This window comes from Streptomyces sp. 4F14, from assembly GCF_048159485.1.
In the GTDB taxonomy this organism is placed as follows: Bacteria; Actinomycetota; Actinomycetes; order Streptomycetales; family Streptomycetaceae; genus Streptomyces.
On record NZ_JBLRVY010000012.1, the window covers coordinates 201,674 to 214,364 of the forward strand.

The following is a 12,691-nucleotide window of genomic DNA, read 5'->3' on the forward strand; positions in this document are numbered from 1 at the left end:
GGACCATGGACATCCAGCGGGTGCTGGTGACCGTCCCCTACACCGACACCGAACTCGACCAGCTGCGCGCGGCGTTCGCCCCGGCGCGGTTCGTCACCGCCGACGCGCACGACGACGCGGCGGTCACCGAGGCACTCCGGCAGGTCGACGTCGCCGTCATCAAGGGCGACCTGGACCGGCGTTACCCGGCCGCGCCCCGCCTGCGCTGGGTGCACTGCGACCACTCCGGGCTGACGCGTTCGGCGCTGCCGGAGGTCTTCGAGCGGGGCCTGATCGTCACCGGCTCGGCCGGGCGTTCGGCGGCGGCGCTCGCCCAGCACGTGTTCTTCTTCGCCCTGTCCCTCGCCTTCGACTCCTACGGCCTGCACGAGCAGCACCGCCGCCACACCTGGCGCGGGCTGGAGGGGTACGACGCCCGGCTGGGCCTGTCCGGCAGGACGATGGGCATCGTGGGTCTCGGGCACACCGGCACTGAAGTCGCCAAGCTCGCCCGGGCGTTCGGCATGCGGGTCCTCGCCCACCGCCGACGGGACACACCCGCCCCGGCGTACGTGGACCGGCTGTACTGCGCGGAGCGCGGCGACACGGTCGTCCCCCTGCTGCGGGAGAGCGACGTGGTGGTGCTCGCGACGCAGCTCAGCGACGAGACGTACCACCTGGTCGGGGCACGGGAGCTGAAGCTGATGAAGCCGACCGCCCACCTGGTCAACATCGCTCGCGGCGCGGTCGTCGACGAGGCGGCGCTCGTGGCGGCCCTGCGCGGCGGCGTCATCGCGGGCGCGGCCTCCGACGTGTTCGAGACGGAGCCCCTGCCGCCGGACGCGCCGGTCTGGGACGCGCCGAACATGATCATCACGCCGCACATGACGCCCCGGCAGCCCGACCGGACCCAGCGCTCGATCGACGTGATCGTCGAGAACGTCCGCCGCTACCGCGCGGGTGAGCCGCTGCTCAACGCGCTCGAACCCCATCACGTGTTCAGCATCGACCGATTGGGATGAGGGTCATGACCCACTGGTGGCAGGAACGTCCGATGCGGCTCGTGCAGACCAACCTGCGCGAGACCGATGTGACCGTCGACCCGGAGCGGTTCGTGGAGTCGCTGCGGGAGTTCTCCGCGAACGTGGTGCTGTTCAACGCGGGCGGCATCGTCGCCAACTACCCCACCGACCTGCCCTTCCAGCACCGCAACCCCCTGCTGCGGGGCGACTTCCTCGGCGAGGTGCTGGAGCACGCGCACGCCGCCGGTATCCGGCTCATCGCCCGGTTCGACTTCAGCAAGGTGAACGAGGCCATCGCGGCGGACCGTCCCGACTGGCACTACCGCAGCCTCGCGGGCACGCCGGTCACCTACAACGGGCAGACCCACGTCTGCCTCAACAGCCAGTACCAGCAGGAACATTCACTGGAGATCATGGCGGAGGTCGCGTCGCGCTACCCCGTCGACGGGGTCTTCATCAACATGCACGGCTACCAGGTCCGCGACTACAGCGGCACCTACCACGGCATCTGCCAGTGCCCGAACTGCGCCCGGCGTTTCACCGACGGCCCGCTGCCCCGCTCCGAGGACGACTCCCTGTATCCCGCCTACGAGGAGTTCAAGGCCCGTACGATCGCCGAGCTGTTCGAGCGCCGCGCCGCGACCGTGAAGGCGATCCGCCCGTCCATCGCGACCTGCAACTACACCGCGTCGGGAACGGACATCTACCGCCTGGAGTCCGGGACGCACCTGGTGGACGGGCGGCCGGACTTCACCTACTCCGCCGGCCACCACGTCCGGCTCGTCAGCGACACCTGGCCCGGCAAGGCGGTCAGCAACGCCGCCGTGCACTTCGTCGACTACCCGATGCGCAACGCCGCCGTCTCCCCGCACCTCACCGCGCTCCGCCTGGCCCAGGACGCGGTGCACGGCGGCTGGCTCGACTTCTACGTCCTGGGCACCCTCGACGGACAGGACGACCGACGCTGCTTCGGCCAGGTCCGCGACCTGTACGCGTTCCACGCCGCGCACGAGCGCCACTACACCGGCACCACGTCCCTCGCGGACGTCTGCCTGATCCACCCCGTGCCCCGGGAGCCCGGCCCGGAGTTCCTCGGCCTGTACCGGATGCTCGCCGAGCACCACATCCCGTTCGACGTGATCCGCGAGGACGCCGCGGACCGGGAACGCCTCAGCCGGTACGCCGCGGTCGTCGTCCCCGGCCCCCACCTCGCCGTCGACACGGACCGCCCGCTCCTCACCACCGGCACCCGCGGCGGGGACCGCGTGGAGGGCGCGTACTTCGCGATCCGGCCCGACGACAGGAAGACCCTGTCCGGCCTGGACGACCTCGATCTCGTGTACCTCTACGGCACGTTCGAGCCCTACGAGGGCGAGGGCGAGCCCTTCCTCGCGTACATCCCGCCGCACATGTTCGGCCCCCCGGAGAAGTGCTACTACACGGAGGTCACCGACACCCCCGGGCTGGTCCGCACGCCCTCCGGCGACGTGGTGATCCCCTGGGACATCGGCACCCACTACGAGCGGTACGCGAACGACGGCCACGCCCGCCTGGTCCTGGCCGCCCTGCGCGACCTCCTCGGCCTCGAACCCCGGCTCACCACCGACGCGCCCCCGGTCGTCGAGGTCACCGCGCGGGACAACCCCGGCGCCGGGGAACTCCTCGTCAGCTTCGTCAACCTCACCGGCCAGCTGGGGACCGCGTTCCACGCCCCCGTCCCGGTCCGCGACATCACGGTCAGCCTGGCCACCGACCGCACACCCCTGCACGCGCACGCCCTGCGCGCCGACACCGAGGTACCTCTCACCCTCACCGACGGGGCCGTCTCCTTCACGCTCCCGGAGCTGTCCCTGTTCGAGACCGTCGTCATCCGGTACGGGGCACAGGAATGACCCGTGGGCTCAAGGGGTATCGGCCTCGCGGTCCGGGACCCGCAGCGCCCAGGTGCCCATCTCGTCCAGGACATCGCGCAGCCCCTCGCCGAGGGGCGTGAGCCGGTACTCCACCCGCGGGGGGATCTCCGCGTACGCGGTCCGGGTGACGATGCCGTGCCGCTCGAACTGGCGCAGCCGGCTGGTCAGGGTGTGCGGGCTGATGCCGGGCAGGGCCTCGCGGAGCTTCGTGAAGCGATGGGGGCCGTGCAGCAGCTCGCGCACGATCAGGGTGGCCCAGGGTCCGTCGAGGAGGACGAGGAACCGGGCGACACCGCATTCGGGCAGACGGGGATCGGTCACATTCTTCACCGTACGCTATTAGTGCAGTTGATGTAACCGGTGCTCCTCATGCACTAATAGCTCCATGACCTACGTGATTCACGGCGCCACCGGCGCCCAAGGCTCCCCCGTCGCCGCAGCCCTCGTCGCCGCGGGCAAGTCCGTCATCGCCCTCACCCGCAATGCGGACACCGTCGTCGACGGTGCGCGCACCGTGGCGGTCGACGCTTCCTCCCTCGACGCCCTGACGGCCGTCTACCGGGAGGCCGAAGGCGTCTTCGTCCATCTGCCGATGGCCTCCGAGGAGAACCGCCAGACCTACGCCCGCACCATCGTCGCCGCCGTCCGCGCGGCCCGTCCGGCCCGCGTGGTGTTCTCCACCAGCGGCGCCCCGCTGATCCCCGGCAGCACCGACGCCGTCGCGACGCTGGCCGGCGGTCTGGCCGACAGCGGCGTCGCCCACGCGGTGATCACGCCCACCCTGTTCCTGGAGAACCTGCTCATGCCGTACGTCATCGACACGGTCCGCGAGCAGGGCGTGCTGCCCTATCCGATCCGGGCCGACTTCCCCGTCTCCTGGGCGTCGCACCTGGACATCGCCGACGCCGCCGTCGCCCTGCTCGACCACCCGGACCTCACCGGCACCGTCTCCGTCGGCCAGTACCCCGCCGTCACCGGGCCGGACCTCGCCGAGGCGTTCGGCGCCCACTTCGGCAAGACCGTGGCCTTCAAGCCGATCAGCCCGGAAGAGATGGGTGCCTCCGTGGCGCCTGTCATCGGCGACGGCCCCGCGGCCGACGTCACCAACCTCTACAAGGCCATGAGCGCCCTCCCGCACCGTTCGATCACCCCCGAGAACTCCGCTCAGAAACTCCTCGGCATCACCCCGCGCACCACGAAGCAGTGGCTGACCGACATCGGCCTCTGACCGCCACCGCCGACAGGGCGTGGCACGGTGTCGGTTTTTGACCATGCCCTGTCGTACCGGCACCCAGGAAGGGACCCGTTCCGACCATAGCTTTGAGCGTGTCGACCCGGACGAGACCGAGAGCCGGGTGACGGAATCCGGAAAGGACGGAATCCGTGGAACGCGTTCACCTGACCTACGCCTTCGACGCCTACTGCGGCTGGTGCTACGGCTTCGGCCCGGCCCTGCACGAGTTCGCCGCCGCCAACGCCGACCGCATCGAGCTGCGGGTCCTGTCCGGCGGCCTGTTCACCGGCTCGCGTGCGCTGCCGGTGTCGGCGTACCCGCACATCCCGGGCGCCAACGACCGCATCGCCGAGCTGACCGGCGTCACGTTCGGCGCCGGTTACCGCGCCGCGCTCAAGGACGGCACGGCCGTGATGGACTCCGCCGACGCCGCCACGGGGCTGGTCGCACTGCGCGGCCAGCCCGGCGCGAACGCCCTGGACGCCGCGGCCGCGATGCAGCGTGCCTGGTACCTGGACGGCCGCAGCCTCTCCGACCCGGCCCTCTACCGGGACCTCGCCGGAGAACTGGGCCTGGACGCCGACGCGGTGGCCACCGCGTACGCCTCCCCCGCCACCCGCGCCGAGGCGGCGGCCGACTTCCGCGCGGTACGCCGCCTGGGCGTCGACGGCTACCCCACGCTCCTGCTGCACACCGACCACGGCACCGACCGCCTCGGCGGCCCGGTCGCCTCGGCCGAGGCGCTCACCCGGGCCCTGGACCAGCACCTCTCCCCCTCGCTCTGAGATCCGAAAGGCGGCACCACCATGTCGAGCACCCTGACCTACACCGTCCACACCGCCGGCGGCACCGGCCTGCACAAGTCGTCCGTCCTGGTCACCGGCGAGCGCGAAGCCCTCCTGGTCGACGGCCAGTTCACCCTGGCCGAGCAGCACCGGGTCCTCGCGGACATCCTCGACAGCGGCAGGGAGCTGACCACCGTCGTGGTCACCACCTCCGACCCCGACTACTACTTCGGCCTGGAGGTGATCCGCGCGGCGTTCCCCGACGTCCGGATCGTCGCCACCGCCACCACGGTCGAGCGGATCAGGGCCAGTTGGGAGAAGAAGCTCAAGACCTGGGCGCACCTGGGCAGGAACCTGCCCGCCGAGGTGATCGTCCCCGAGGTCCTGGACGGCGACCGCGTCACCCTGGAGGGCCACGACTTCGAACTCCGCGGCGGCCACCCGGACCTTCTCTGGCGCACCCAGTACCTCTGGCAGCCCGAGGACCGGGCGGTCGTCGGCGGTGTCCTGCTCTTCGCGGGGCTGCACGTGTGGACGGCCGACACCCCCACCCCGCGCGAACGCGCCGCCTGGGACGAGACCCTCGCCCAGCTGGAACAGCTCGAACCGCGCTTCGTGGTGGCGGGCCACCGCACCGCCGACTCCCCCACCGACGCCTCGGTGATCGCCGGCACCCGCGCCTACCTCGCCGAGTTCGAGAAAGCCTTGGCCGTCCACGGCGACTCCGAGTCCCTCAAGGCCGCGCTCCTGGAGCGCCACCCCGACCTGGGCCTGCTCGTGGCCCTGGACCTGGGCACCAAGGTCGCCACCGGCGAGCTGACCTGGGGCTGACCCCGATGCTCACCTGCGCCCGCAAGGCCGCCCGGCGGGCCACCGGGACCACCGGAACCGCCGGGGGATCCGCGGCCCGCGTGGAGTTCGCGCTCACCGCCGCTGTCCTGTTCGTCCTGGTCGGCGCCGTCCGCTGGGTGATGGCCTCGCCGCTCGGCGGCGCCCTGCCGGGACCGCGCCCGCGGCTCGCGGTCGTGGCCGTGATCGTCTGCGCGGCGCTGGCCCTGGCCCTGTCCTCCGCGTGGGGCCGCCGGTCCGGCGGTCACCTCAATCCGGCGGTCACGCTCGCCCTGTGGGTGGCGGGGGCGTTCCCGGGCCGCCGTGTCCTGCCGTACGTCGCCGCCCAGCTCGCGGGGTCCGTGGCCGGTACGGGGCTGGCCCGCCTGGTGTGGGGGCCGGTCGTCGGAGGCCGGATGGACTACGGCGCGGTCCGGGCCGCGCCCGGCTGGCCGGCCGGCGCGGTGTTCGGCGCCGAGGCCGGTGCCACCGCCGCGATCCTCGCCGTCGCCCTGCTGCTGATGTCCCGTCCGGCGTGGGCGCACCTGCTCCCGTTCGCGACCGCCCTGGTCATCGTGGGCCTCGGCACGCTCACCGATGGGTCCGCGAACCCCGCGCGCCAGTTCGGCCCCGCCCTGTGGGCCGACGGATCCGCCTACTGGTCCCAGTTGTGGATCTACCTGCTGGCGCCGCTCGCGGGGGCGGCTCTCCCGGCGCTGGTCACCCGGTTCGGCCGCGTACGGTCTCGCGGAAGGCGATCGGTGCCTGGCCGGTGCGCTGCTGAAAGTACTTGCTGAAGTTGGTGGCGCTGGTGAAGCCGAGCTGGGCCGCGATCCTGGACGCCGACTGGTCGCCGTGCGCGAGGAGGCGTTTGGCCTCCAGGAACACCCGGCGGTCGATGAACTCCTTCGCGTTGACGCCCGCCCCGGCCAGCGTGGCCCGGGAGAGGGTGCGGGGCGGGTAGCCGAGGGCGTGGGCGTAGTCGTCCAGGCGGCGTGTGCGCGTGAAGTCGCGTTCGACGGCGTCACGGAAGTGGACGAAGGTCTCCCCCGGCTCCGGAGCCGGGCTGCCGACGGGTGCGGCGGGCTGGGCCAGGCGCAGGACGAGGACCGCCAGGAGGTGCCGCAGTACCGCCACGTGGGCCTCCAGCGCGATGCCGCGCGTCGACCGGAACTCGTGCGTCAAGTGCCGTACGGCCAGGTCCAACGCCTGTCCGCCCTCGGGGTCGGGGACGTGGAGCACGGGCGCGTACGGATCGTCGACCCGTGCCGCCGCCGCGGTCCCCGGGTCGACGAAGTCGCGCTCGAACAGGACGAGCGTGCCCTCGGCGCCGTCCAGGTCGCCCCACTGCTGCACCTGTCCGGGCCGCACCCACAGCCAGGACCCCGGCTTGAGCGCGTACCCGGTGAAGTCCACCGTGTGCCACAGCGCGCCGCCGGACAGGGTGATCAGGTGGTGGAACGCCGGCCGCTGCGGCGGCCCCAGCCCCGCCCTGCCCATCCGTACGGCGGCCCGCTCCCGCAGCTCCGCCAGCGACATCACCTCGACGCCGGCCGGGATACCGACCGGCCGTACGAAGCCGACGTCCGCGATCTGTTCTCTCACCGTCACCACTGGTCACCCTTGCGGGGAGCCGTCCTGTCCCGCTCGCGGTCCCAGGATAGGAGGTTCCCGGCGGGTCAGGCCGTGCGCAGGAATGCGTCGACGCCGTGGAAGAGGGCCGCGAAGTACAGGTCGGCGGGGAGCGGCCCGCGGATCGTGGTGGAGGAGCGCTCCGGTCCTGGCACCGTCGAACGCGGTGGTGAGGCCCTCCCGTTCATGCCGCTCCAACTCGATGCCGGAGCCGAGCAGTTGGGCCGGTTCGGTGTCGAACGCCGCCCGGCGGCCGGGCAGGACGCGGCGGTCGACCTCTTGTGGCCGGCGCTGACGACCGTGACGTCGGCGGTGTCGCGGATCTCCCCGTGGCCCGGGCCACGGGGGATTCCGTCAGCTCTTCAGCCGGCCCCGGACCCCAGTCCGTGCAGGAACTGGTCGAGGAACCGGTCCCGCACTCCCGGTGCGCTGACGCCCCGCGCGCGGGCGATGTGCGTGCTGAAGTTGGCGATCGACGCCGCGAAGGTCTCGGCGGCCACGGACCGGTCGACGCCGGGGCGCAGTTCGCCGCGTTTCTGCGCGTCGAAGAGGGCGTCCTCGATGACGGCCAGCGGCTGGTCGACGCAGTCGCGCTGGAACGGCGCGTACAGCTCGGGGTGGTCGGGGAGCTCGAAGGTGCAGCGGGCCGCGATCAGCCAGCGCGGGCTGTCGAGGGTCTCCGCGATGGCGTCGTAGAGCAGTCGCATGTCCTCGTCGAGGCTGCCCGTGCGCGGCGGGTGCAGTTGCCCGGAGAGAGTGGACAGGCCGGCGAGGATCAGGTCGTCGCGCTCGGGCCAGCGGGAGTAGAGGGTCCGCTTGGCCACCTTGGCGCGCGCGGCGACCGAGTTGATCCGGAAGCCGGCGATCCCGGTCTCGGCCAGCTCGTCCACGACGGCCCGCAGGATGCGCTCGTCGGCGCCGGGATCCCGCGGACGTCCCGGCTTCGCCGTCACCGGTGACGTACTGGCCATCTCTGCCCCTTTTCGACTCGGCTGCCCCTCCAGTTTCGCAGGGGTCCCGACGGTGGCCTATTTCACTACCGAAACGGTTTCGTATTTACCGACGCCCGGGATAGTCTCCATGCGTACGAAACAGTTCCGTTCGGACAGGAGCCGGGCCATGGCATCAGTGGCCGCGCCACACGGTGACGCCCCCCGCATCCGCCGCAGCCGCATCTCACCGGAGCGGGAGGCGGAGTTGTACGCCGCCGCCCTCGACCTGTTGCAGGAGGTGGGCTACGAGTCACTGACCATGGACGCCATCGCCGCCCGCTGCCGGTGCAGCAAGGCCACCCTCTACCGCCAGTGGACGGGCAAGCCCCAACTGCTCGCCCAGGCGCTGCACCACGGGAAACCCGCCACCGTGGCCGGCGTCGACACCGGCTCGCTGCGCGGTGACCTCGAAGCGCTGGTGGCCCAGATCGACGACCGGCAGGTGGAGAGGGACACCGCGTTGATGCGGGCTCTCTTCCACGCCGTCCACGAGCACCCCGAACTCCTCCAGGCGCTGCGGGACATGCTCATCGACCCCGAACTGTCCGGCTTCAACGCCCTGCTCGCCCGCGCGGTCGAGCGGGGCGAGATCGCCGCCGACCTGCCCGCCAGGGGCTACGTCGCGCACATGCTGATCGGCGCCCTCGCCGCCCGGCCACTGCTCAGCGGCAAGTCCGCCGATTCCGCGTTCCTGCGCCACTACATCGACGCCGTGGTCGTCCCCGCCCTCGGCCTCTGAAAACCCGTCCCTTTCCGCCTTCCTGACGTGCGCCGCTCTCGTCGTCGGGCTGGTTCCCCATGCCCTCCCGCAAGTCAACGACCTGATCCGGAGCAGCCTCTCGTGGCCACATTCCTCTACAGACTCGGCCGACTGTCCTTCCGTCGCCGCAGGCTCGTCGCCCTCCTCTGGGTGGCCCTGCTGGCCGCCGTCGGCATCGGCGCGGCCTCCGCGAACACCACCGGAAGCAACGACGTCTCCATCCCCGGCACCGAAGCGCAGAAGGCGTTCGACCTGCTGCACGAGCGCTTCCCCGGCCTCAACGCCGACGGCGCCCAGGCGAACGTCGTCTTCCGCGCCCCCACCGGCGAGAAGATCACCGCCACCCGCAACAAGGCCGCCGTCGAGGCGGCCGTGGCCGAACTCGGCGACGGCAACAAGCAGGTCGCCGGGGTCGTCGACCCGTTCAAGGCGGGCGCCGTCAGCCGCGACGGGACGACGGCCTACATCACCGTCGGCTACGACGTGCAGTTCAACCAGATGTCCGACGCCTCCAAGGACACCCTCCACGAGGTCCTGGACGACGGCAGGCACGCCGGACTCACCGCCGAGGCGGGCGGCACCGCCATGGCCGAACTGCCGGAGACCGGGTCCGCCGAGATCATCGGCATCGCCCTCGCCGCACTGGTCCTGGTCATCACCTTCGGCTCGCTGGTGGCCGCCGGGCTGCCGCTGCTGACCGCCGTCGTCGGCGTCGGTGTCGGCGTCGCCTCGATCATGTCGCTCACCGAGGTCCTCGACCTCTCCAGCACCACTCCGACGCTCGCCTCGATGATCGGGATCGCGGTCGGCATCGACTACGCGCTGTTCGTCGTCTCCCGTTACCGTGCCGAGCTCGCCGAAGGGCGTGAGCGGGAGGAGGCGGCGGGACACGCGGTCGGCACGGCCGGCTCCGCGGTGGTCTTCGCTGGTCTGACCGTCGTCATCGCGCTGGCGGGGCTGGCGGTCGTCAACATCCCGAGCCTCACCAAGATGGGTCTCGCCGCCGCCGGCACCGTCGCCATAGCCGTGATCGTCGCCCTCACCCTCGTCCCGGCCCTGCTCGGCTTCGCCGGCAAGCGCGTCCACGGCCGCAAGGCACGCGAGAACGTGCGGCACCAGGACGACGGCAAGCCGAACATGGGCACCCGCTGGGCACGCTTCGTCCTGCGCCGGCCGGTCGCCGTCCTGGTGAGCGCCGTGGTCGCCCTCGCGGTGGTCGCGATCCCGGCCGCGAGCCTGAAGATGGGCCTGCCCGGCGACGGCGACCAGCCCACCAGCACCACGCAGCGCAAGGCGTACGACATGCTCGCCGAGAGCTTCGGCCCCGGCGTCAACGGTCCCCTGCTGGTCACCGTCGACGCCACGGCCGACGGCGGGGACGTCAGGACCGAGGCCGGTGAGGTGAGCCGGACCATCGGCGGCCTCAAGGACGTCGCGGCCGTCACCCCCGCCACCTTCGACAAGGCGGGCAGGACCGCCATCCTCACCGTCATCCCGAAGACCTCGCCCGACAGCACCAGGACCGAGGATCTCCTGTCCTCCATCCGCGACCGCACCGGCGACAACGTCATGGTCACCGGCTTCACCGCGATGAAGGTCGACGTGTCGGAGAAACTCACCGGCGCACTCGCCCCCTACCTCGCCCTCGTCGTGGGCCTCGCCTTCCTGCTGCTGATCCTGGTCTTCCGCTCCGTCCTGGTCCCCCTCAAGGCCGCCCTCGGCTTCCTGCTGTCGGTACTGGCCTCTCTCGGCGCCGTCGTCGCGGTCTTCCAGTGGGGCTGGGCGGCCGACCTGATCGGCGTCGAGCAGACCAGCCCGATCATGAGCATGATGCCGATCTTCATGGTGGGCGTCGTCTTCGGCCTCGCCATGGACTACGAGGTCTTCCTCGTCACCCGCATGCGCGAGGCACACGTCCACGGCGAGAGCCCACGCGAGGCCGTCGTCACCGGTTTCCGGCACGGTGCCCGCGTCGTCACCGCCGCCGCCGTCATCATGATCAGCGTCTTCGCGGGCTTCATCGGCTCCAACGAGGCCATGGTCAAGATGATCGGCTTCGGTCTCGCCTTCGCGGTCTTCGTCGACGCCTTCGTCGTCCGCATGACCATCGTCCCCGCGGTGCTCGCCCTGCTGGGCGACCGTGCCTGGTGGCTGCCGAAGTGGCTCGACAGGTCACTGCCCGACGTGGACGTGGAAGGCGCGGCACTGGCCGAGCACGCCGACCCGCGACAAGAACTGACCCGTGTCTGACTCCCCAGGACACGCAAGCCCCGGGACGGCCGCCTGAGCGGACGGCTGCCGCCCCGGACACCACGCCGGACCGTGGGGACGGGCCTGCCGTGGTGAACGGGCCCGGCAGTGGTCGCTCCGAGCGGACGACCACTGCCGGGCCCGTCGTGTCATTCAGTGACGGCTGCCGGGAGCAGGCGGAGGCCGGCCGATTCCGGGCGTACGTTCGTGCCGCCGCCGACGGCGAGGGAAGCGGGCGTACGGATCGTCTTCTCGTCGAGCCGGATGCCGAGGCCGGGTGTGTCGCCGAGGATGAACGCGCCGTTCTCGATGCGCAGGTCGAGGTGGAGGCCGAGGGGTGGCCGGAGGTGCTGGAGTTCGGCGGCGAGGTGGTTCGGGGTGGTGGTCGCGGCGTGCAGGAGGCCGACCGGGGTGGAGCCGATACAGCTGACCGGCAGATCGTGGGCGTGGGCGAGGACGGCGACCCGCAGGAAGTGGGTGATGCCCCACACCGCGCTCGTCTGGACGACGTCGAGCGCGCCCGCGGCGAGCAGCGGGCGGAACTGTTCGAGACCGGAGAGGTTCTCGCCGCCGGCCACCGAGGCGCGGATCCCCCGGCCGACGGCGGCCAGCCCTTCGGCGTCCCAGCGCCGGACCGGCTCCTCGACCCAGGTGAGGTCGAGGGTGCGTTCCAGCGCGCACACGTGGCGCACGGCCTGTTTGCGGGACCAGGACTCGTTCGCGTCGAGCATCAGCGCGGGCGGCGTCCCCCGGGCGGCGTCGGTCAGGACGTCGCGGACCAGCGTCAGCCGCCGCCGGTCGCGTTCGAGGTCCAGCCCGCCCTTGAGCTTGGCCGCGCGCAGGCCGTGCGCGGCGTACTCCTCGTACACGGCGACGAGTTCGGTGTCGGTGAGGCCGATGTCCAGGCCGGAGGCGTACGCGGGCACCCGCCGGTCGCGGCCGCCCAGCAGCCGCCAGAGGGGTTCCCCGGCGGCCTGGGCCTTGATGTCCCACAGCGCCGTGTCGAACGCGCCGATGGTGCCGAACACCGCGCCCGTGTGACCGGCCTTGAAGGTCTGGCGCAGCATGCGGTCGTAGAGGGCGGTGACGGCGCGCGGGTCCTCGCCGTCGAGGGCGGCGAAGACCGTCTCGGCGTCGGTGCCGGGGCCGAGGCCGACGCCCGTGAGCCCCGCGTCGGTGGTCACCAGGATCATCGGCACGGGGACGGTCCCGTCGGCGAAGACGCCGTTGGCGTCGCCGACCGGGCGCCCCCACTCCTGGACCGTGCTGAGGGTTCGGTATCCGGTGATCCGCATG

General features: G+C 71.9%; 12 protein-coding genes. 8 read left to right on the top strand and 4 right to left on the bottom strand.

Annotated elements, in window-relative coordinates:
• The first annotated feature begins 5 nt into the window (after window positions 1-5).
• Complete coding sequence (locus tag ACLZOT_RS22595) at window positions 6-1,001, top strand: D-2-hydroxyacid dehydrogenase (RefSeq protein ID WP_416970819.1); 996 nt, start codon at window positions 6-8, stop codon at window positions 999-1,001.
• Window positions 1,002-1,006: 5 nt separating this feature from the next.
• Window positions 1,007-2,893, top strand: a complete 1,887-nt coding sequence (locus tag ACLZOT_RS22600) for a family 10 glycosylhydrolase (RefSeq protein WP_416970820.1) — start codon at window positions 1,007-1,009, stop codon at window positions 2,891-2,893.
• Between the two features lie 9 nt (window positions 2,894-2,902).
• Here ACLZOT_RS22600 and ACLZOT_RS22605 read toward each other — a convergent pair whose 3' ends face one another.
• On the bottom strand, window positions 2,903-3,235 hold the full coding sequence (locus ACLZOT_RS22605; RefSeq protein WP_416970821.1) for a winged helix-turn-helix transcriptional regulator: 333 nt from the start codon (window positions 3,233-3,235) through the stop codon (window positions 2,903-2,905).
• Between the two features lie 64 nt (window positions 3,236-3,299).
• Between ACLZOT_RS22605 and ACLZOT_RS22610 the strand changes: the two genes are divergently transcribed.
• The 4 genes from ACLZOT_RS22610 to ACLZOT_RS22625 all read left to right on the top strand — a co-directional run bounded on the left by ACLZOT_RS22610 (window position 3,300) and on the right by ACLZOT_RS22625 (window position 6,558).
• Entirely contained in the window at window positions 3,300-4,142 is an 843-nt protein-coding gene (locus ACLZOT_RS22610; RefSeq protein ID WP_416970822.1) for an SDR family oxidoreductase, read from the top strand.
• A gap of 155 nt (window positions 4,143-4,297) precedes the next feature.
• On the top strand, window positions 4,298-4,933 hold the full coding sequence (locus ACLZOT_RS22615) for a DsbA family protein (protein ID WP_416970823.1): 636 nt from the start codon (window positions 4,298-4,300) through the stop codon (window positions 4,931-4,933).
• A 21-nt stretch (window positions 4,934-4,954) separates the two neighbouring features.
• Window positions 4,955-5,764 (top strand): MBL fold metallo-hydrolase, encoded by an 810-nt coding sequence (locus tag ACLZOT_RS22620; protein ID WP_416970824.1) that lies wholly within the window; start codon window positions 4,955-4,957, stop codon window positions 5,762-5,764.
• 5 nt (window positions 5,765-5,769) lie between these two features.
• Window positions 5,770-6,558, top strand: coding sequence for an aquaporin (locus tag ACLZOT_RS22625; RefSeq protein WP_416970825.1), 789 nt, complete (start codon window positions 5,770-5,772; stop codon window positions 6,556-6,558).
• Here ACLZOT_RS22625 and ACLZOT_RS22630 read toward each other — a convergent pair.
• Together ACLZOT_RS22630 and ACLZOT_RS22635 are read right to left on the bottom strand one after the other, a co-directional pair.
• Entirely contained in the window at window positions 6,482-7,375 is an 894-nt protein-coding gene (locus ACLZOT_RS22630; protein WP_416970826.1) for a helix-turn-helix domain-containing protein, read from the bottom strand. The genes ACLZOT_RS22625 and ACLZOT_RS22630 overlap by 77 nt on opposite strands.
• Window positions 7,376-7,755: 380 nt before the next feature.
• Entirely contained in the window at window positions 7,756-8,364 is a 609-nt protein-coding gene (locus ACLZOT_RS22635) for a TetR/AcrR family transcriptional regulator (RefSeq protein WP_416970827.1), read from the bottom strand.
• Between the two features lie 148 nt (window positions 8,365-8,512).
• On the opposite strand from ACLZOT_RS22635, the gene ACLZOT_RS22640 reads away from it, so the two are divergent.
• Window positions 8,513-9,124, top strand: a complete 612-nt coding sequence (locus ACLZOT_RS22640; RefSeq protein WP_416970828.1) for a TetR/AcrR family transcriptional regulator — start codon at window positions 8,513-8,515, stop codon at window positions 9,122-9,124.
• 102 nt (window positions 9,125-9,226) lie between these two features.
• Window positions 9,227-11,395 (top strand): MMPL family transporter, encoded by a 2,169-nt coding sequence (locus ACLZOT_RS22645; protein ID WP_416970829.1) that lies wholly within the window; start codon window positions 9,227-9,229, stop codon window positions 11,393-11,395.
• 149 nt (window positions 11,396-11,544) lie between these two features.
• Here ACLZOT_RS22645 and ACLZOT_RS22650 read toward each other — a convergent pair whose 3' ends face one another.
• Entirely contained in the window at window positions 11,545-12,690 is a 1,146-nt protein-coding gene (locus tag ACLZOT_RS22650) for a mandelate racemase/muconate lactonizing enzyme family protein (RefSeq protein WP_416970830.1), read from the bottom strand.
• Between the last annotated feature and the right edge of the window lies 1 nt (window position 12,691).